19 protein-coding genes are annotated in these 18,676 nt (G+C 62.3%); 5 read left to right on the plus strand and 14 right to left on the minus strand.

Features of this window, described 5'->3' with window-relative positions:
- Positions 1-38 precede the first annotated feature (38 nt).
- The 6 genes from V5F23_RS19505 to V5F23_RS19530 form a co-directional block, all read right to left on the minus strand.
- The gene (locus V5F23_RS19505; protein WP_014339472.1) at positions 39-1,481 is read right to left on the minus strand and encodes a PLP-dependent aminotransferase family protein; all 1,443 of its coding nucleotides are present in this window, start codon (positions 1,479-1,481) and stop codon (positions 39-41) included.
- 197 nt (positions 1,482-1,678) lie between these two features.
- Positions 1,679-2,488, minus strand: a complete 810-nt coding sequence (locus tag V5F23_RS19510) for an OmpA family protein (protein ID WP_042732092.1) — start codon at positions 2,486-2,488, stop codon at positions 1,679-1,681.
- The gene (locus V5F23_RS19515) at positions 2,485-2,844 is read right to left on the minus strand and encodes a DUF4398 domain-containing protein (RefSeq protein ID WP_042732091.1); all 360 of its coding nucleotides are present in this window, start codon (positions 2,842-2,844) and stop codon (positions 2,485-2,487) included. The genes V5F23_RS19510 and V5F23_RS19515 overlap by 4 nt, the downstream gene beginning before the upstream one ends.
- Positions 2,845-2,853: 9 nt before the next feature.
- Positions 2,854-3,678: a transporter substrate-binding domain-containing protein gene (locus V5F23_RS19520; RefSeq protein WP_042732090.1), complete on the minus strand. Its 825-nt coding sequence runs from the start codon at positions 3,676-3,678 to the stop codon at positions 2,854-2,856.
- A gap of 178 nt (positions 3,679-3,856) precedes the next feature.
- Positions 3,857-4,786: an FAD-binding protein gene (locus V5F23_RS19525; RefSeq protein ID WP_047736411.1), complete on the minus strand. Its 930-nt coding sequence runs from the start codon at positions 4,784-4,786 to the stop codon at positions 3,857-3,859.
- Positions 4,787-4,788: 2 nt separating this feature from the next.
- Positions 4,789-5,538, minus strand: a complete 750-nt coding sequence (locus V5F23_RS19530) for an electron transfer flavoprotein subunit beta/FixA family protein (protein WP_028620627.1) — start codon at positions 5,536-5,538, stop codon at positions 4,789-4,791.
- Positions 5,539-6,081: 543 nt separating this feature from the next.
- Here V5F23_RS19530 and V5F23_RS19535 point away from each other — a divergent pair.
- On the plus strand, positions 6,082-7,746 hold the full coding sequence (locus V5F23_RS19535; RefSeq protein WP_338496172.1) for an electron transfer flavoprotein-ubiquinone oxidoreductase: 1,665 nt from the start codon (positions 6,082-6,084) through the stop codon (positions 7,744-7,746).
- Positions 7,747-7,931: 185 nt separating this feature from the next.
- On the opposite strand, the gene V5F23_RS19540 is transcribed toward V5F23_RS19535, so the two are convergent.
- Entirely contained in the window at positions 7,932-8,822 is an 891-nt protein-coding gene (locus tag V5F23_RS19540) for an AraC family transcriptional regulator (protein WP_212802880.1), read from the minus strand.
- Between the two features lie 179 nt (positions 8,823-9,001).
- Here V5F23_RS19540 and V5F23_RS19545 point away from each other — a divergent pair, with 179 nt between their 5' ends.
- The gene (locus V5F23_RS19545; protein ID WP_047736413.1) at positions 9,002-10,054 is read left to right on the plus strand and encodes an NAD(P)-dependent alcohol dehydrogenase; all 1,053 of its coding nucleotides are present in this window, start codon (positions 9,002-9,004) and stop codon (positions 10,052-10,054) included.
- Positions 10,055-10,109: 55 nt separating this feature from the next.
- On the opposite strand, the gene V5F23_RS19550 is transcribed toward V5F23_RS19545, so the two are convergent.
- From V5F23_RS19550 to V5F23_RS19570, 5 genes are all read right to left on the minus strand, one after another.
- The gene (locus V5F23_RS19550; protein WP_042732127.1) at positions 10,110-10,913 is read right to left on the minus strand and encodes an IclR family transcriptional regulator; all 804 of its coding nucleotides are present in this window, start codon (positions 10,911-10,913) and stop codon (positions 10,110-10,112) included.
- Between the two features lie 59 nt (positions 10,914-10,972).
- Positions 10,973-12,283 carry an MFS transporter gene (locus tag V5F23_RS19555; protein WP_042732128.1) on the minus strand — a complete coding sequence of 437 codons (1,311 nt, stop codon included), beginning with the start codon at positions 12,281-12,283 and terminating at the stop codon, positions 10,973-10,975.
- A 187-nt stretch (positions 12,284-12,470) separates the two neighbouring features.
- A complete protein-coding gene (gene dgoD / locus V5F23_RS19560) occupies positions 12,471-13,619 on the minus strand; it encodes a galactonate dehydratase (RefSeq protein WP_042732129.1) in 1,149 nt (382 codons plus the stop codon).
- Between the two features lie 49 nt (positions 13,620-13,668).
- Positions 13,669-14,289, minus strand: coding sequence for a 2-dehydro-3-deoxy-6-phosphogalactonate aldolase (locus V5F23_RS19565; protein ID WP_042732130.1), 621 nt, complete (start codon positions 14,287-14,289; stop codon positions 13,669-13,671).
- Positions 14,290-14,308: 19 nt separating this feature from the next.
- Complete coding sequence (locus V5F23_RS19570; protein ID WP_042732131.1) at positions 14,309-15,292, minus strand: 2-dehydro-3-deoxygalactonokinase; 984 nt, start codon at positions 15,290-15,292, stop codon at positions 14,309-14,311.
- A 188-nt stretch (positions 15,293-15,480) separates the two neighbouring features.
- On the opposite strand from V5F23_RS19570, the gene V5F23_RS19575 reads away from it, so the two are divergent.
- The gene (locus V5F23_RS19575; RefSeq protein WP_338496178.1) at positions 15,481-16,113 is read left to right on the plus strand and encodes a glutathione S-transferase family protein; all 633 of its coding nucleotides are present in this window, start codon (positions 15,481-15,483) and stop codon (positions 16,111-16,113) included.
- A gap of 5 nt (positions 16,114-16,118) precedes the next feature.
- Here the strand turns inward: V5F23_RS19575 and V5F23_RS19580 are convergent, their stop codons facing one another.
- Positions 16,119-16,601 (minus strand): GNAT family N-acetyltransferase, encoded by a 483-nt coding sequence (locus tag V5F23_RS19580; protein ID WP_042730311.1) that lies wholly within the window; start codon positions 16,599-16,601, stop codon positions 16,119-16,121.
- A 188-nt stretch (positions 16,602-16,789) separates the two neighbouring features.
- On the opposite strand from V5F23_RS19580, the gene V5F23_RS19585 reads away from it, so the two are divergent.
- On the plus strand, positions 16,790-17,137 hold the full coding sequence (locus tag V5F23_RS19585; RefSeq protein WP_042730312.1) for a hypothetical protein: 348 nt from the start codon (positions 16,790-16,792) through the stop codon (positions 17,135-17,137).
- Between the two features lie 32 nt (positions 17,138-17,169).
- Positions 17,170-17,550: a Rho termination factor N-terminal domain-containing protein gene (locus tag V5F23_RS19590; protein ID WP_047736416.1), complete on the plus strand. Its 381-nt coding sequence runs from the start codon at positions 17,170-17,172 to the stop codon at positions 17,548-17,550.
- Positions 17,551-17,706: 156 nt separating this feature from the next.
- Here V5F23_RS19590 and araH read toward each other — a convergent pair whose 3' ends face one another.
- The gene (gene araH / locus V5F23_RS19595; RefSeq protein WP_042730314.1) at positions 17,707-18,675 is read right to left on the minus strand and encodes an L-arabinose ABC transporter permease AraH; all 969 of its coding nucleotides are present in this window, start codon (positions 18,673-18,675) and stop codon (positions 17,707-17,709) included.
- Position 18,676 lies beyond the last annotated feature (1 nt).

Consider the following 18,676-nt stretch of genomic DNA (forward strand, 5'->3'; position numbering starts at 1 on the left):
GAGGCGCTGACAAGCACATCAGGCTAAGGTGCTGATTCCTATAAAAACCCGTTGGCGGTCTCTTGGCACAGTTGGGTGGCCAATAGCCCCAGTGTCATCAAGGCCCGCTCTGCCTCGCGGTTCCACGGCGTACCGCAGTTCAGGCGGATGCAATGGTTGAACTGCTCGGTGTTACTGAAGATCAGCCCCGGCGCAATACTGATGCCCTGCTGCAATGCCCGGACGTGCAGCTCTTGGGTGTTGACCCGGCCCGGCAGGCTGACCCACAGGATGAAACCGCCGGTGGGACGGCTCATCTGAGTGCCTTCGGGGAAGTACTGCTGCACCGCCAACTGGAAAGCACTGAGGTTCTTTCGGTACTCCTGACGGATATAGCGCAGGTGTCGGTCATAGCCGCCATTTTCCAGGTACGCCGCGATCCCCATCTGCGTGACGCTGCACGCCGAATGAGTGCTGAAGGTCTGCAAGCGCTGGATTTCCTGCTGGAACTTGCCGGCGATCATCCAACCGATGCGCACGCCCGGCGACAACGTCTTGGAAAAACTCGAACAATAGATGACCCGGTCCAGCCGGTCGTAGGCCTTGAGCGCCTTGGTCCGTCCCTGCTCGAACATCAGTTCGCCGTAGATATCGTCTTCGACGATCTGAATGTCGAAGTCCGATGCCAGGCGCAACAATTGTTTCTGCCGCTCCTCGGGCATGGTGCCGCCCAACGGGTTGCTCAGGCGCGTGGTAAGCACCAGCGCCTTGATCGACCATTGGTTGGCCGCCAGTTGCAGGGCTTCAAGGCTCATGCCGGTGACCGGGTCGCTGGGGATCTCGATGACCTTGAGGCCCAGCAGGTCGGCCAGTTGCAACAGGCCGTAGTAGGTCGGCGACTCGGCGGCGATCAGGTCCCCCGGTCGGGTCAGTACCCGCAAGGACATCTGCAAGGCATCGACGCAACCGTGGGTGATCACTACTTCGGAGGGGTCCACCACCACGCCGGCATCGCGCATGCGAATCGCCACCTGGCGTCGCAACGGCTCGAAGCCCGGACTGAACATGTAGCTGAAGGCCCGTGGGCTGTGGAAACGCGTGACCTTCGCCAATTGCTGATGCAACGCCCGCACCGGCAAGTAGTCGACGCTCGGCACCGCCGCTCCCAAGGGAAACACCCCCTCGCGGCGCGATTCGACCAGTACCTGCTGGATGATGCTGCTGCGCGTCACCAGCCCCGGCCGCTCTACTCGGGCGATGTCCGGCGTCGGCGCCGTCAGGGCCGGCGTCTGGTGCACGTAGTAACCCGATTGCGGCCGCGCGCGAATCAACCCCTGGTCTTCAAGGTTCGCGTAGGCCTGCAATACCGTGGCATGGCTGACATTGAGCTGCGAGCTCATCTTGCGCACCGACGGCACGCGCTCCCCGGGCTGGTACACACCGCGCCGGATGTCTTCAGCCAGCTGTTGAGCAATACGTTGATAGAGCAGAAGGTTGGTCATGACGCAGCACTCGATTTCACGGGCATTTTATTCTTGTCGGAAACGATACCGGAACAGTTTAGAAGTGTACTGGGACAGTTGCCAGATTACTCGACCGTACAGTGCAGTGACAGCCCCAACTGTACTCATGGCCCCGATTCACTGGCAAAAAAAACCCGGCACCTTCAAAGGCGCCGGGCTTTCCAGTGACGCCGCCCTCAGCGGGCGGCGCCAAGCTGGCCTTTCTCGTCGGAGAACACGATCTCGACGCGGCGGTTCTGGGCCCGGCCACGCTCGGTGGCGTTGACGTCCACCGGGTAGTCGTCACCGTAGCCCTGGACTTCGATGCGCTTCTCATCAATGCCCAGGTCCACCAGCACATCCGCCACCGCCTGTGCGCGGTCGCGGGACAGCTTGAGGTTTTCCTGGCGACCGCCGGTGCTGTCGGTGTACCCCTCGATGCGCACCACGCGCTTGGGGTTGAGCTGCAGGAACTGGACGATCTTGAGCACGACCCGATTGGCCGAATTCTTCAACTCCGCTTCGCCGGTGTCGAACAGCACATCGCCCAGGGTCATCACCAGGCCGCGATCGGTCTGGGTGGTGGCCATGGCCATGATCTGTTCCTCCAGCCACTTGCCCTGCTGTTGCACGCTGAGCAGCTTGGATTCGCGCAAGGCCAGTTGCAGGCGCTGGCGCTCCAGTTCGAGCTTCGCCGCACGCTCTTCGTTGAGCACCTGGTTGCTGTGTTCACGGGCGATCGCGCTGTAGCGCTGGCTCAAGTAAGCGTAATGCTGCACGTCTTCCCCGCTGCCCCAGTAGGTGGACAAGCGATCGGCACGGGCCAGGGATTCGCCGGCGCGGATCACATCCCGGGGCGCGGCGCGCAATACATTGGCGTCTTCCTTGACCTTCTGGAAATCGGCACTGGCCTGGTCGAGCGCGGCTTCGCTACGCTGGCCCGCACAGCCATACAGACTCGCCAGGCCGGCAATAACCAGGCCGCCGAGGACTTGGGACGACTTCATTGGGCGTCCTCCCTCAGTTGTTTGCGCAAGCGCTTGATACGCGTGTCGAGCACGTTCAGTTGTTCCTGGCTCTTGAGGGTCAACACCTTCGCTTCCGCCAGGCGTGCATCCAGTTCAGCCTGCTCGGCGCGCATGCGCGCCTTCTTGTAGGACTCGTCGGCCATGTTGGATTTGGCCCGGGCGAACTTTTCTTCAGCCAGTTTCAACTCGGGCACTTCGTCGGCGTTGGCGCCCACGGCCCGGGCCTGCTCCAAGGCCTGTTCGGTCAGGCGGATCTGTTCATTCGGCGCCGGATCGGCTGCGCAACCCGCCAGAGCCAGAACGGCCAGGGCAGCGAAAAGAGGTCGAATAGTCACTAATGTTCCCTACTGTTTTGGGGCACCGACAGGAGACTGCAACTGTGTGTTCCAGCGCTCTAGATTGCGTTGCAACACAGCCTCTGCCAGGCCGGACGCGGACAATTCTGTCATCTTTTGCGCCAGCTGTCCGCGTAACCATGGGTCATTGCAGGCCGAGTTATGGGAAACCGCGAGGAACAGGCCAGGCTTATCCACCGGTTGCGGCGCGGCCTGCAGGTCATTCGCCATCCCCAGTGTCTGCGCCATGGCCAGGCCCGAGTAGCGTCCCGCCAGGACATATTCCACCTCCCCCAACAGCAATTTCTGAAAGGCCTGGGTCAGGTTTGGCGTACGGGTGAGGGACAATTGCTGCTCTGCAAAAACGCCGAATCCTGCAGTCATACGTGACTTTTCCGACAAGGCGCCGGTATGTCCATGAAGGTCTTCGGGGCGGTTGATGACCAGCGTGGAGTCCTTGCGGGTCCAGACCAGGTAATCGTTTTCCAGCAGCGGCGGATGCACGTAGTCCAGGGCTTCGAGCCCGGTCGTGGTCAGCGGTGCATCGGTGAGCAAGTCCATGCGCCCGCTGCGCACTTCGTCCAGCGCCTGGGCACGCTTGCCGGCATAGAGCAGCTCAATCTTGATGCCCAGTTGCGCCGCCACTTGCGTCAGCAGGTCGGCACCGGCGCCAATCAGATGCTTGGGGTCCTGGGGGTCTTGCCAGAGATAAGGCGGCGCATCCGGGCTGCCGGTGGCGATCAGTCGTTCACACTTGCCGGCAGCGAGCGCCAACCCAGGCCCGACCATCAACAGGCCCAACAACGGCCAGCCGGCCAAACGGCGAAGATCCATGGCGATACGCTCCCCTTCAAAATGCAGACGATAAAAAGCCCGGCCAGGCCGTAGCGTTGTCATCAAGGCAATGGATCTGTGGCGAGCAAGCTTGCTCCCTCGCCACGATGATCCAGACAACCCTCAAATGAACACTGCTACCGCCAAAGCCGGGCTCTTTATAAGTGAAGACGCCGGATTAGACCAGCTTCTCCAACTCGGGGACTGCTTCGAACAGGTCAGCGACCAGGCCGTAATCGGCCACCTGGAAGATCGGCGCTTCTTCGTCCTTGTTGATCGCAACGATCACTTTGGAGTCTTTCATACCGGCCAGGTGCTGGATCGCGCCGGAGATACCGACGGCGATGTACAACTGTGGCGCAACGATCTTGCCGGTCTGACCGACCTGCATATCGTTCGGAACAAAACCGGCGTCGACCGCGGCGCGGGAAGCACCTACGGCAGCGCCCAGCTTGTCGGCCAGCGCGTACAGGTGCTTGAAGTTGTCACCGTTCTGCATGCCGCGGCCGCCGGAAACGACGATCTTGGCAGCGGTCAGCTCAGGACGGTCGGACTTGGCCAGTTCTTCGTTGACGAAGCTGGAAATGCCGGCGTCGTGGGCAGCGCCTACGGCTTCGACGGCAGCCGAGCCACCTTCGGCGGCAACCGGGTCGAAACCGGTGGCGCGCACGGTGATGACCTTGATCGCGGCGGTCGATTGCACGGTGGCAATGGCGTTACCGGCGTAGATCGGACGCTTGAAGGTGTCGGCGCTTTCTACCGAGATGATCTCGGAGATCTGGTCGACATCCAGGGCAGCGGCAACGCGCGGCAGGATGTTCTTGCCGTTGGACGTGGCGGCAGCCAGGATGTGGCTGTAGCCCTTGCCCAGCTCGGTGACCAGTGGCGCAACGTTTTCCGGCAGCTGGTTTGCGTAGGCGGCGTTGTCGGCCGACAGTACTTTTGCCACGCCGGCAATTTTCGCGGCGGCTTCGGCTACGGCGCCAGCGCCCTGCCCGGCGACCAGTACGTGAACGTCGCCGCCGATTTTGGCCGCGGCAGCAACGGTGTTCAGCGTGGCCGGAGCCAGCGCCTTGTTATCGTGTTCGGCGATTACCAAGATAGTCATAGTTAGATTACCTTCGCTTCGTTTTTCAGTTTCTCGACCAGTTCAGCCACCGACTTGACCTTGATGCCCGCGCTGCGTGCCGCCGGCGCTTCGACTTTCACGGTCTTGTTGGTGGAGGCGGTGGAAACGCCCAAAGCGTCAGGCGTCAGCACTTCAAGCGGCTTCTTCTTCGCCTTCATGATGTTTGGCAGGGACGCATAGCGCGGCTCGTTCAAACGCAGGTCGGTGGTGACGATAGCGGGCAGCTTCAAGGAAACGGTCTGCGCGCCGCCGTCGATTTCACGGGTCACGGCAACGCTGTCGCCGCTGACTTCGACCTTGGACGCGAACGTGCCCTGACCGTAGCCGCTCAATGCAGCGAGCATCTGGCCGGTCTGGTTGTTGTCGCTGTCGATGGCTTGTTTGCCGAGGATCACCAGCTGTGGCTGTTCCTTGTCGACAACGGCCTTGAGCAGCTTGGCCACGGCCAGGGAGGTCAGGTCTTCGGCGGATTCGACGAGGATGGCGCGATCGGCACCCAGCGCCAGCGCAGTGCGCAGTTGCTCCTGGGCGGTGGTCGGGCCGATGGAGACAACGACGATCTCAGTCGCCACGCCCTTCTCTTTCAGGCGTACGGCTTCTTCTACGGCGATTTCGCAGAAAGGGTTCATCGACATCTTGACGTTGGCGAGGTCGACGCCGGAGTTGTCCGCCTTGACGCGAACCTTGACGTTATAGTCGACCACTCGTTTGACAGCTACAAGAACCTTCATGGATTCCTCGTTACTCTCCGGTGAAAAGAAAGTCGCCTAGGCGAACCTGGCGGTTGATGCTCATGGGCGCAAGGGCACCTCTAAAAACGCCGGCATGAACCACACATGACCCTGCTCACGGGAGTGAAGACCATTGGTCGGCGAGACCGATGAGTCATTCAATATCGCGGCGTGTAAACTGCGCATCCGAGCCACGCAATACGTCACTTTGTGCTGCCTTCGCCCTGTCTTTAGAGGTGCTCTTGAAACCAACAGTCAGCCTACGGCGAGCGCAAAACCGCCCGTATCTTGACCGGAACGCCTATTCCGGTCAATACGGCAAAATGGCCAGTCATAAGCCGTACGTCAGTGATTTATCTGGGCTGCGGCAATTTCAAACAAACGTTTGTATTGGACCCTGAGAGTGGTGTAGATATAATGCGCCACCCAGAGAGACCCGCGTCTGATCCGTTGTCACTTTCGTCAGTTTTGCGAGTCAACAACGGATGCAACGCCCAACCTCCAATTAGAAAAAAACTGTGAGCCTTGAGTAGGAGATAGCCTGTGGAACGCGAATACATGGAATTCGACGTGGTCATCGTCGGTGCCGGCCCCGCTGGCCTGTCTGCCGCTTGCCGACTGAAACAGAAGGCCGCCGAAGCCGGTAAGGAAATCAGCGTCTGCGTGGTCGAAAAAGGCTCCGAAGTCGGTGCGCACATTCTCTCCGGTGCGGTGTTCGAACCCCGTGCCCTGAACGAACTGTTCCCCGACTGGAAGGAACTGGGCGCGCCGCTCAATACCCCGGTCAAGCGCGATGACATTTATGTCCTGAAGAACGCCGACAGTGCGAGCAAAGTCCCTGACTTCTTCGTGCCCAAGACCATGCACAACGAAGGCAACTATATTATTTCCCTGGGCAACCTGTGCCGCTGGCTGGCCCAGCAGGCCGAGAACCTGGGCGTGGAAATCTACCCGGGCTTCGCCGCCCAGGAAGCGCTGTTCGACGAAAATGGCGTGGTCCGCGGGATCATCACCGGCGATTTGGGTGTCGACCGCGAAGGCCACCCGAAAGAAGGCCTGTACACCCCCGGCATGGAACTGCGCGGCAAGTACACGCTGTTCGCCGAAGGCTGCCGTGGCCATATCGGCAAGCAACTGATCAAGCGCTTCAACCTCGACAGCGACGCCGACGCCCAGCACTACGGCATCGGCTTGAAGGAAATCTGGGAAATCGACCCGGCCAAGCATCAACCGGGCCTGGTGGTGCACACCGCCGGCTGGCCGCTGGACATCATGGGCACCGAGAACACCGGCGGTTCGTTCCTTTATCACCTGGAAAACAACCAGGTGGTGGTCGGCCTGATCGTCGACCTGTCCTACAGCAATACCTACCTGTCGCCCTTCGACGAATTCCAGCGCCTCAAGCACCATCCGGTGCTCAAGCAGTACCTGGAAGGTGGCAAGCGCGTCAGCTACGGCGCCCGCGCCATCTGCAAGGGCGGCCTGAACTCGCTGCCTAAAATGGTCTTCAAGGGCGGCGCCCTGATCGGCTGCGACCTCGGCACGTTGAACTTCGCCAAGATCAAAGGCAGCCACACCGCCATGAAGTCCGGCATGCTCGCCGCCGAGGCGGTGGCCGATCGCCTGTTCGCCGAGTCCGAAGGCGGTGATGAACTGACCGCTTACGTCGACGGCTTCAAGAACAGCTGGCTGTATGAAGAACTGTTCGCCAGCCGTAACTTCGGTGCGGCGATCCACAAGTACGGCGCGATCATCGGCGGCGGCTTCAACTGGCTCGACCAGAACATCTTCGGTGGCAAGCTGCCGTTCACCCTGCACGACAACAAGCCTGACTACTCCTGCCTGAAGCTGGCGGCCGACTGCAAGAAGATCGACTACCCGAAACCGGACGGCAAGATCAGCTTCGACAAACTCAGCTCGGTGTTCATCTCCGGTACCAACCATGAAGAAGAACAGCCCTGCCACCTGAAGCTGACCGATCCAAGCATCCCGCTGGCCAAGAACCTGCCGCTGTACGACGAACCGGCCCAGCGCTACTGCCCGGCCGGCGTGTATGAGGTGGTGACCAAGGAAGACGGCGAGAAACGCTTCCAGATCAACGCCCAGAACTGCGTGCACTGCAAGACTTGCGACATTAAAGATCCGGCCCAGAACATCACCTGGGTGACCCCGGAAGGCGCTGGCGGACCGACCTACCCGAACATGTAAGCCGACCCGCTGAACATCAAGGCTCCCGCAATGGGGGCCTTTTTGTTGCGTGCCCATCCAAGAACATCGCAGACCAACGTGTGGGAGCGAGCTTGCTCGCGATGACGGCAGCCCATTCAACATTGATGCAAGCTGAACCGCCGCTATCGCGAGCAAGCTCGCTCCCACAGGTGAACATCACAGGATCAGGCGGCGCGCTCTTCCCCGGGGCTGCGCTCGAAATAACGCTTGTACTCCCGGCTGAACTGCGACGAGCTCTGATACCCCACCTGATGCGCCACCTGCGCCACCCCCATGCCATCGATGAGCAACAGCCGCTGGGCCTTGAGCAAACGCAAGCGCTTGAGGTACTGCACCGGCGAAAGCAGCGTGCTGCGCTTGAAATGCTCATGAAACGTCGAAGCACTCATGTTGGCGCAGTTGGCGAGGGTCTCGACGTTCAGCGGCTCGGTGAAGTGCGCGTGCAGATGGCTCAGGGCCGCGGCAATCCGGGCGAACTGGCCGTGCTGTTCCACCAGCGCCCTGAGCACATCGGCCTGGGGCCCGCGCAAGGCGGCGAAGAGTAATTCGCGCAGTCGCGCCTGGCCCATGACCTTGCACTCCAGCGGATCATGCAAGCATTGCAGCAGACGTTCGACGCAGCCGCGCATGGCGCCATCGAGCACGGCACTGGTCATGGACTCCGGCGTCTGGGCCGCGAGGCTTCGCCCCGGCATCAACCCCATGGCCAGCACCAACTCGCCCAACAGCGCCCGATCGATCGCCACGGATATCCCGAGCAACGGAGCATCGGGCATGGCATAGGTTTCGCACTCGAACGGCACCGGCAGTGCCTGGATCAGGTAATGCCCGGCGCCGTACTCCAGCGTGCGCGGGCCCAGATAAGCCAATTTGCTGCCTTGGGCGATGATCACCAGGCTCGGTTCGTAGAGCTGCGGGCCACGGGCAATGTCCTGGCTGCACCGCAGCACTTGCACGCCCGCAAGACGTGTAGGGATAAAGCCGTCACGGGTCGCCAAGGGTTCGATCAGCGAAACCAGCGCCGCGTTGGCATCGAGATGACGAGTCAGCAACATGGGGAAAACTTCACGGAAAAAGGGATGAGGACATCATCGCAGGTCTGGCGCCCCATAGGAGCAATCCACGGCCAAGGTCGGAGGATTAGGCATGACACCCGTAGGAATCGCCATCGCCGCAGGCCGCCACGGCTCCCAGAATAGATCACCTCACTGTTCACTGCTTAGCGAGGTCCATCATGTACACCGCCATCGGATACGCCGCTCAATCACCCACCGCGCCCCTCGCCCCTATGAAGTTCGAACGCCGCAGCCCACGGGCCGACGACGTGGCGATCGAAATTCTCTACTGCGGCGTCTGCCACTCCGACATCCACCAGGCGCGCAACGAGTGGGGCATCGCCGTCTACCCGCTGATGCCTGGCCACGAGATCGTCGGCAAGGTTACCGCCGTCGGTGCGAATGTGACCCGCCATAAGGTCGGCGACGTGGTGGGCGTAGGCTGCATGGTCGACTCCTGCCGCGAGTGCGAAGCCTGTCATGCCGACCTGGAGCAATACTGCTATCAGGGTATGACCCAGACCTACGCCAGCCCGGACCGCGTGAGTGGCGGCCATACCATGGGTGGCTACTCCAACAGCATCGTGGTTCAGGAGCACTTCGTGCTGCGCATCCCGGCTGGGCTGGACCTGGCCAGCGCCGCACCGATCCTCTGCGCAGGCATCACGACCTACTCCCCGCTCAAACACCACGGCGTGAAAGCCGGCGACAAGGTCGGCGTGTTGGGCATGGGCGGCCTCGGCCACATGGGCATCAAGTTCGCCAAGGCCATGGGTGCGGAAGTCACGTTGTTCACCCGCTCGGCCAGCAAGGCCGAAGAAGCCCGTCGCCAGGGTGCCGATCATGTGATCGTATCCACCGACGCCGAGCAGATGGCCGCCGCAGCCGGACGCTTCCACTTCCTGCTGGACACCATTCCGGTACAGCACGACCTCAACCCCTACCTCAGTACCCTGCGCTTCGACGGCGTGCACATCCTGGTGGGCCTGGTCGAGCCGATCGATCCGCCAGTGCATGCGGCCAACTTGATCATGGGACGCCGGGCCCTGGCCGGCTCGCTGATCGGTGGCATCGCTGAAACCCAGGAAGTGCTGGACTTCTGCGCCGAACACAACATCAGTTGCGACATCGAGATGCTCGACATCCGCCAGATCAACGAGGCCTACAGCCGCATGATCGCCGGTGACGTGAAGTATCGCTTCGTCATCGACATGGCCACGCTCAAGGCCTGACGCAGTGGCCTGTACGGTTAATTCGAATACTCGAATTAGCCACACCGGCCACTCATCAGACCTTGGCGCCCAACTCCGCCGAAAGCCGGGCTGTGACCCCTTTGACCAAGGGAATCAGCTCGGCCATTTTTTCCAGCGGCATGTACGGCACGGTGCTGGCGATGCTGATACCGGCGACAATCCGTTTGCCGGCGTCACGAATCGGCGCCGCCACGCAGCGAATCGACGGTTCGTTGTCTTCCAGGTCGAACGCATAGCCCCCCGCCACGTACTCCAGCATCCGTTGCTGGAACTGCTCCCAGGATTGCTCCTGATGCTGGGGCCAGAATTGATGCTTGCCGCCGGCCGGCAGGCTGATTTCATACAACCGCTGCCACATCTGCGGAGAATCATCGAGCATCAACGCCTTGCCGATCCCGGTGCGCGCCAAAGGCATGCGATGGCCCACCCGTGAGCGCATTTCCGGGCCGTTGCGCCCTGGGTTCTTCAGCAGGTACAAAACCTCGTCGCCTTCGCGGATCGCCAGGTGCACGGTGTCCCCGGTGAGCGCCGACAATTCGTCCAGGTACGGCCCCGCCAGGTTCACCAGCGGCAGTTCTTCCCGGGCCTGGAAACCCAGCTCGATCAACTTCGGCCCCAGCAGGTAACCCACTTGTGGCACCACGCGCAGGTAACGTTCCTCCACCAGGCAACTGGCGAGGCGATGGGTGGTGCTGCGGGTAGTGCCGATCAGCCGGGCGATTTCCTTCAGGTCACGGGCGCCGCTGGCGACTGCCTGGACCACCCCCAGGCCGCGCAGCAATGTCTGGGTGCCCGTAGGCGCTGCGTCCTTGGTGGTTTTTGGTTCGTCTTGCTGCATAACCGGCCTTCAACAGTGAGCGGGGAACGGGCGGCATTATGGTCGCCCGCCCCGTCGGACTACAACTCGATGCGCTCGACCTTCCCGACCAGCAGGATGTAGGACAGCGCGCCAACCAGTGCCAGAACGGCGATGTAGGTGATGGCCGGGGCGAACGAATCGCCACTGGCCAGGAAGCCGATGACGATGGGCGTGGCGATGGCCGCCAGGTTGCCGATGAAGTTGAACACCCCGCCCGTCAACCCGAGCAGGCGTGCCGGCGCCAGGGTGGAAACCAACGACCAGGTGATCGACGCCAGGCCATTGCCGAAGAACGCCAGGGCCAGGAAGGCGATGACCAGCGGTGTCGACTCGACGAAGTTGGCCCCGATGATCGCGGTGGAGATCAGCAACCCGCCAATGATCGGCAGCTTGCGCGCGAACCCCACGGTGGCACCGCGCCGGATCAGCCAGTCGGAGAAAAACCCCGAGCACAACACGCCAACAAACGCCGCCAGGAACGGCAACGACGCCAACAAGCCAGACTTGATGAAGTCCATCCCGCGGTATTTCACCAGGTAGGTCGGGAACCAGGTCAGGAAGAACCACAACGTGGAGTTCAGGCAGAACTGCCCCAGGTAGATGCCCCACAGCTTGCGCTGGGTCAGGACGATGCCGAGGTCGGCCCAACTGAACTTCGCCTTGGCCCGGGTGGTTTCGGCCTGGATGTCCACCAGCCCGCCGCCCTCGCGGATCAACTCGATTTCGGCGGCGTTGGCGCCTTTGAAGTCCCGTGGCTCGCGATACACCGCGTACCAGATCGCCGCCCAGATAATGCCCACGGCACCGGTCACCACGAACACCATGTGCCAGCCGAAAGCGTGTTGCAGCCACGCCAGCACCGGCGTCAGGAAGGCCAGCCCGACGAACTGCCCGGAGGTGTAGAAACCGATGGCCGTGGCCCGCTCGCGCTCGGGAAACCAGGTGGTCACCACGCGGCTGTTGATCGGATACGCCGGCGCTTCCAGGGCACCGACCGCCATGCGCAACACGAACAGCGCGATGAAGCTGGCGGCGAAACCGAGCATCACCGTGGCCGCCGACCATAACAACAGCGCCACGCTGTACAGGATGCGCGGCGGCACGCGGTCCACCAGCCAACCGCCAGGAATCTGCATGGCGGCGTAGGTCCAGCCGAATGCCGAGAAAATCAGCCCGACATGAATCGGGTCGATGCCCAGTTCACTGGTCAGTGCGGGAGCGGCGATCGACAGGTTGCTGCGGTCCAGGTAGTTGATCACCACGGTGATGAACAGCAGGACCATGATGAAAAAACGCTTGCGGCTGGGCGTCACCAACGACGCCTGCGCGCTCAGGGTGTGCGCTTGCATGTAAGGTGCCTCTTTTTATGGTTATTGAGGAAACGGGCGCTTGATGAGCGATCTCCTGACCTACGGAGATCAAACTGTGGGAGCGGGCTTGCTCGCGAAGAGGGAGTGTCAGCTGACGAATGTGCGGCTGACACACCGCCTTCGCGAGCAAGCCCGCTCCCACAGGGATTGGCGGAGTGTCAGGCAGTTACCACTCGGCGAAGCTGCCGTCGGCATGCCGCCAGATCGGATTGCGCCAGCGGTGGCCGATGGCCGCGCGCTCGATGACGTACTCCTCGTTGATCTCGATGCCCAGCCCCGGGCCGTTGGGGATTTTCACAAAACCCTGGTCGTAGTCGAACACCTGCGGGTCCTTGATGTAGTCCAGCAGGTCGTTGCTCTCGTTGTAGTGGATGCCCAGGCTCTGCTCCTGGATGAACGCGTTGTAGCACGCGGCGTCCAGTTGCAGGCACGCCGCCAGGGCGATCGGCCCCAGCGGGCAGTGCAGCGCCAGCGCCACGTCGTAGGCCTCGGCCATGTTGGCGATCTTGCGGGTTTCGGTGATGCCGCCGGCGTGGGAGGCGTCCGGTTGGATGATGTCGACGTAGCCTTCACTGAGCACGCGCTTGAAGTCCCAACGGGAGAACAAGCGCTCGCCCAGGGCAATCGGCGTGCTGGTCAGCGGCGCCAGTTCCTTGAGCGCCTCGTAGTTTTCACTGAGCACCGGCTCTTCGATGAACATCAGCTTGTACGGGTCAAGTTCCTTCATCAGCACCTTGGCCATCGGCTTGTGCACGCGGCCATGGAAATCCACGCCGATGCCGACGTTCGGCCCGACCGCATCGCGCACGGCGGCGACGTTGGCCAAGGCCAGGTCGACCTTCTCGAAGGTGTCGAGGAACTGCAGCTCTTCGGTGCCATTCATCTTCACCGCCGTGAAGCCACGGCCCACGGCCTCTTTGGCGGCGCGGGCGGTGTCCGCCGGCCGGTCACCGCCGATCCACGAATACACGCGGATCTTGTCGCGCACCTGGCCTCCGAGCAAATCGCTGACCGACACGCCCAGGGCCTTGCCCTTGATGTCCCACAACGCCTGGTCGATGCCGGCCAAGGCGCTCATATGCACGGCGCCGCCGCGGTAGAAGCCGCCGCGATAGAGCACGGTCCAGATGTCTTCGATGTTGCGTGGGTCTTTGCCGATCAGGTAGTCGGACAATTCTTCAACGGCTGCCGCCACAGTGTGGGCACGGCCCTCGACCACGGGCTCGCCCCAACCGGTGACACCCTCGTCGGTCTCGACCTTGAGGAAGCACCAGCGCGGCGGAACGATGAAGGTGGTCAGTTTGGTGATTTTCATCTTGTTGTCTCTCTTATCGGATGCAGCGCCTGCAGCGCCGGAAAAATCTTCAGTTCAGGGCATTCCACGCGGCCACATAGGCCTTGGCGCGCACCGCGACCTCCTCGGCCGTCAGGCCCGGCTTGAACAGCCCGGAACCGAGGCCAAAGCCCTTGACGCCGGCCTCGACGAACACCGCCATGTTGTCCGGCGTGATCCCGCCCACCGGCACCAGCACGGTCCCGGCCGGCAGCACGGCGAGCCAGGCCTTGACCACTGCCGGGCCCATTTGCTCGGCGGGAAACAGCTTCAGGACATGGGCGCCTTCGGCCAGTGCGGCGAAGGCTTCGGTGGGCGTGGCGACCCCCGGCGACAGGTACAACCCTGCGGCTTTCGCCGCACGCAAGACTTTCGGGTCGCTGTGGGGCATGACGATTACCTGGCCGCCGGCGGCCTTGACCTGTTCCACCTGCTCCGGCGTAAGCACGGTGCCGGCACCGATCAGGCAATCGGCGGGCAAGGTACTGCGCAGAATGCGGATACTTTCGTACGGCTCGGGGGAATTGAGCGGTACCTCGATGACGCGAAATCCGGCGCTGTACAGGACTTCGCCGATGGCTGCCGCCTCTTCGGGACGCAGACCGCGCAGGATCGCGATCAGCCCGTTGTGCGCCAGTGCTTGAGTGAGCATGTCAGACCTCCAGTCAGGGTTAACGCGATGCGGTGGAATCGAGCAGCCCGGCCGCCACGGCCAGTTGCCACAAACCACGTTCGGTGGCCTGTTCGGCCAGGGTCACCCGGGTAAAACCGCAGGCGTCGAGCGCTCGTTGATAACGGGCGCAGAGTTGGGAATTGCCGATCAGCACCACCGTTGGCAGGTGGACGCTGTTGCGCCGCTGGCGTTGCACGGCGGCCAACGCCATCAATTCGTGGCCAATCAACAGGCCGGAAAGGTAGTCCGCTTGGGCTGCGGCGCCGAGTGCACCGGTCAGGCCGAGGCTACGGGCGCTGAACACCGTCGACAGCGGGCCGATCTGACCGTCCGTGGACAACGCCACCTGCACGCCGCGATCGAAGGCCTCGCCGTCGAACGTCGCGCCCCGCTGCTGGGTCCGACCGAGAATGCTGTGATCACTGAGCACGGCGAAGATCTCACCGGTCATGAAGGTATCGAAATGCACGATGCAGTCGTCGGCCACTTCCACCCATTTCGAATGACTGCCCGGCAGGCCGATCAACACGGCTTCGTCCGGCAGGCTGTGCAAGGCGCCGAGCACCTGGGTCTCTTCACCCCGCATCACATTGGGCAAGCGGGAACGTTGGATCACGCCGGGCACGATGTGCACGTCGACACCGCGAAGACTGCGAACGGTTTGTAGGGAATGTCCGAGATTGGCCACGTTGGCCGGCGTGTCGCAGTAAGGCGCTTCGCGCCAGCCTTGGGCGCTGCCCACCATGCCGCAGGCAATCACTGGCAAGCCTGGCTGTGCATCGAGCCAGTCGCCACAGGCCTCGTCGAACGCCAGCTCGAAACCATCGCTGCATAGCCGACCGGCCACGGTGCGCGGCCCGGCGGGCAATTGCATGATTCCCGACGACAGCGCGCGCTGTTCCAGCACCTCGCCGCCGGCGGCGAGTTTGTAAGCCCGTAATGAGGTGGTCCCCCAATCGAGCGCGATCAATTGCGCCTGCATCCGCTTCACCTGTTCTGTTTTTTGGCAGTGAGTGAGGCGGACTATAAACCTGAGCACAGAAAAATCTCAATATATAAATAACACTCCCATATATTGGGATTAAAATCACCCTCCTCCAAACCCATCGCCATCCGCCCGCGACCCTGCTACGTTCTGCGTCGGATGCCTCTACTCTCAGGGAAAACGTAATGGGACAACTGTTGAAAATTCTCGGTCGGACCTCTTCGATCAACGTCAGGAAGGTGCTGTGGACCTGCCAGGAACTGGCCATCGACTACGACCGGGAAGACTGGGGCATCGGCTTCAATTCGACCCAGAACCCGGAATTCCTGGCGCTGAACCCCAACGCCCGGGTGCCGGTGATCATTGACGAGAATGGTGTGCTCTGGGAGTCGAACACCGTCTGCCGCTACTTGGTGGGCAAGCATGGACGCAGCGATCTGCTGCCCGTCGAGCCAGCTGCGCGGGCGCGGATCGAACAGTGGATGGACTGGCAGGCGACGGAGCTCAACCCGTCATGGGGCTACGCGTTTCACGCGCTGGTGCGCAAGAACCCGGCGATGCAAGACCCGTCGGCCATTGCCGCAGGCATCAAGGGCTGGAATGAGAAGATGGGCCTGTTGGAGCAGCAGTTGAACCGCACCGGCGCGTACGTGGCGGGTGCCGATTTTTCCCTGGCCGACGTGCTCATCGGCCTATCCGTGCACCGCTGGCGCCAGGCGCCCATGGAGCGCCCGCACTACCCGGCCGTTGCCGCGTATTGCAAGCGCCTGGAGCAGCGACCGGGGTTTGCCCAGTGGGCGTCCAACGACCACTCGTGAGCCGTTCAATGGCCCTGGGCGAAATCCCGTAGCACCTTGCCGTCCATGCGGTAGCGCACCCATTCTTCCTGAGGCTGCGCACCCAGGGACTTGTAGAACTCGATGGCCGGCGTGTTCCAGTCCAGGACACTCCATTCGAAACGGCCGCAATCGTTGTCACAGGCGATCTTCGCCAGATGCCGCAACAGCGTCTTGCCCGCCCCGCCGCCGCGCTGGTCGGGGGTGATGTACAGGTCCTCCAGGTACAGGCAATTGCTGCCCAGCCAGGTGGAGTAGCTGAAGAAAAACACCGCGAAACCGATCGGCACGCCATCGCGCAGACAGATCAAACCGTGGGCGGTCGCGCCTTCGCTGAACAGGCTGCGCTCGATGTCGGCCACACTGGCGATGACTTCGTGACGAGCCTTTTCGTAATCGGCCAATTCGGTGATGAAGGCAAGGATTTGCGGCGCATCGCTGGGTTGCGCGGGACGGATCTCGATCGACATGGACAGGCCTTGTAGCCAATTGAAAACGCCATACTAAGCCGCTACGTCGCGCTCGTCACGGTCAGCGTCCTGCTTCTGGCAGATAGACAGGCGGTTTTCCAATGCGCCATTCGTCGCCCTCCAGGCACCAACCTCGAACCGCCAAGGCCCAAGATCAGGCAAGCATTCAAAAAAATGGAGGCGACACCATGATCACTTCAAGGCTGACTGCATTTACCCTCGCCACGCTGCTGTCCTCGGCGGCGTTCGCGGCGACCACTTCCGGCACCGGGCCGACCGACCCGGTACAGGCGCCCAACTCCCCGGCCACCCAAGGGCTGCCCAAGTTGAACACCGACGGAACCGGCGGCGGCACCTTGAACAATGGTCAGCCACCAGCCACCGGCACCGACCCGCGCGTGCAGGGCAATGACATGGGTCGCCAGGGCGGGATGAATACCCCTGACGCCACCGCCCCCGACAACGCCGGGACCGGCGTGGGCTCGAAAACCACCACCGGGGGTTCGGGTTCCGAAGGCGGCGGCGCCAGCCAGTAAGCGCGGCTCACACACCGGAGGAGGAAGGTCCCATGCCTCGTGGAAGCAAAGACAAGTACACCGCCGAGCAAAAGCGCAAGGCCGAGCACATCGAGGAAAGCTACGAGAAGAAAGGCTTGTCCGAAGAGAAGGCCGAGGCCCGGGCCTGGGCGACGGTGAACAAGCAATCGGGCGGAGGTGAGCGCGCCGGCGGTTCGGGGAAGGACAAGCCGGTGGCGCAGAAGAAAACCGATCGCAAGGAATCCGCCCGCCGCGCCGCCAAGACCCGCGAAGGCCATCCGCGCAGCAGCAAGGCCTCCCACCAGACGCAAACGGTGGACAGCCTGATGAAGGAAGCCCGTGCGAAGAACATCCCCGGGCGTTCGAAGATGCGCAAGCAGGAACTGGTCGAGGCGTTGCGCAAGGCAGGGTGATGGTTGAGCGTCAGGGATGACGCCTTCGCGAGCAAGCTCGCTCCCACAAAACCCAGGCCGGCACAAGATTCGCACCCACCACAAAATCACCCACCACTGTAGCCACTGTGGGAGCCGGGCTTGCCCGCGAAGGGGCCCGCCCGGCCGCCGCAGGGTTCAGCGCTGTTTCAGGCGGTCGATCACCACCGCCAGCAACAGGATCGAGCCGCGGATGACGTATTGGTAGAAGGTGTCGATGTTCTTCAGGTTCATCGCGTTTTCGATGATCGCCAGGATCAGCACGCCGGCAATCACGTGGCGGATCATGCCGATACCACCGCTGAGCGACACCCCACCCAGGACGCAGGCCGAGATCACGGTCAGCTCGAAGCCCTGGCCGATCATCGGTTGCCCCGAGGTCATGCGCGAGGCCAGGATCACCCCGGCCAGGGCGCCGATCACACCGTGCACGGCGAAGATGATGATCTTGGTGCGATCAACGTTCACCCCCGCCAACAACGCCGCTTCCTGGTTGCCGCCGATGGCCATGGTGTTGCGCCCATAGGTGGTGTAGTTCAGCAGCCAGCCAAAAAACAGGAAGCAGGCAATGGTGATCAGGATCGGCACCGGCACGCCGAACAACTGGCCGTTGCCGTACACGAAGAACGCTTCCTGGGACACGCCCACCGCTTTACCGTTGGCGAAGATGTAGGCCAGGCCGCGGACGATCTGCATCGTCGCCAGCGTGGTGATCAACGCATTGACCCGCAGCTTGGCGATGACGATGCCGTTGATCAGGCCGACGATCAGCCCCATCACCAGCGCCGCGCCGACGCCCAGCAACACGCTGTCGGTGTCGCGCATCACCACGGCCGCGACCACGCCGGCACAGGCGATCACCGAGCCGACCGACAGGTCGAAGTGCCCGGAGGCCAGGCAATACAACATGGTGCAAGCGGCGATGCCGGTGGTGGAAATCGCCAGGCCCAGGCCGCGCATGTTCAAGGGCGACAGGAAGTTGTCGATCAACAGCGTGCAGAGCACGAAGACCCCGATGGCCGCCAGCAACATGGCCCAATCGTCGAGGAAACGTCGCATATCCAGGGGTTTGCGCGCCGTTGGCAGTGCATTGTTTTGAATGGTCATG

This window comes from Pseudomonas sp. WP18, from assembly GCF_036689585.1.
GTDB lineage: Bacteria > Pseudomonadota > Gammaproteobacteria > Pseudomonadales > Pseudomonadaceae > Aquipseudomonas > Aquipseudomonas chlororaphis_E.

Bases quoted from the DNA above. Each gene is read 5' to 3' on its own strand.
- V5F23_RS19505 (WP_014339472.1), bottom strand. From the start codon at position 1,481: ATGACCAACCTTCTGCTCTATCAACGTATTGCTCAACAGCTGGCTGAA.
- V5F23_RS19510 (WP_042732092.1), bottom strand. From the start codon at position 2,488: ATGAAGTCGTCCCAAGTCCTCGGCGGCCTGGTTATTGCCGGCCTGGCG.
- V5F23_RS19520 (WP_042732090.1), bottom strand. From the start codon at position 3,678: ATGGATCTTCGCCGTTTGGCCGGCTGGCCGTTGTTGGGCCTGTTGATG.
- V5F23_RS19525 (WP_047736411.1), bottom strand. From the start codon at position 4,786: ATGACTATCTTGGTAATCGCCGAACACGATAACAAGGCGCTGGCTCCG.
- V5F23_RS19530 (WP_028620627.1), bottom strand. From the start codon at position 5,538: ATGAAGGTTCTTGTAGCTGTCAAACGAGTGGTCGACTATAACGTCAAG.
- V5F23_RS19540 (WP_212802880.1), bottom strand. From the start codon at position 8,822: ATGTTGCTGACTCGTCATCTCGATGCCAACGCGGCGCTGGTTTCGCTG.
- V5F23_RS19545 (WP_047736413.1), top strand. From the start codon at position 9,002: ATGTACACCGCCATCGGATACGCCGCTCAATCACCCACCGCGCCCCTC.
- V5F23_RS19550 (WP_042732127.1), bottom strand. From the start codon at position 10,913: ATGCAGCAAGACGAACCAAAAACCACCAAGGACGCAGCGCCTACGGGC.
- V5F23_RS19555 (WP_042732128.1), bottom strand. From the start codon at position 12,283: ATGCAAGCGCACACCCTGAGCGCGCAGGCGTCGTTGGTGACGCCCAGC.
- dgoD (WP_042732129.1), bottom strand. From the start codon at position 13,619: ATGAAAATCACCAAACTGACCACCTTCATCGTTCCGCCGCGCTGGTGC.
- V5F23_RS19565 (WP_042732130.1), bottom strand. From the start codon at position 14,289: ATGCTCACTCAAGCACTGGCGCACAACGGGCTGATCGCGATCCTGCGC.
- V5F23_RS19570 (WP_042732131.1), bottom strand. From the start codon at position 15,292: ATGCAGGCGCAATTGATCGCGCTCGATTGGGGGACCACCTCATTACGG.
- V5F23_RS19575 (WP_338496178.1), top strand. From the start codon at position 15,481: ATGGGACAACTGTTGAAAATTCTCGGTCGGACCTCTTCGATCAACGTC.
- V5F23_RS19580 (WP_042730311.1), bottom strand. From the start codon at position 16,601: ATGTCGATCGAGATCCGTCCCGCGCAACCCAGCGATGCGCCGCAAATC.
- V5F23_RS19585 (WP_042730312.1), top strand. From the start codon at position 16,790: ATGATCACTTCAAGGCTGACTGCATTTACCCTCGCCACGCTGCTGTCC.
- V5F23_RS19590 (WP_047736416.1), top strand. From the start codon at position 17,170: ATGCCTCGTGGAAGCAAAGACAAGTACACCGCCGAGCAAAAGCGCAAG.
- araH (WP_042730314.1), bottom strand. From the start codon at position 18,675: ATGACCATTCAAAACAATGCACTGCCAACGGCGCGCAAACCCCTGGAT.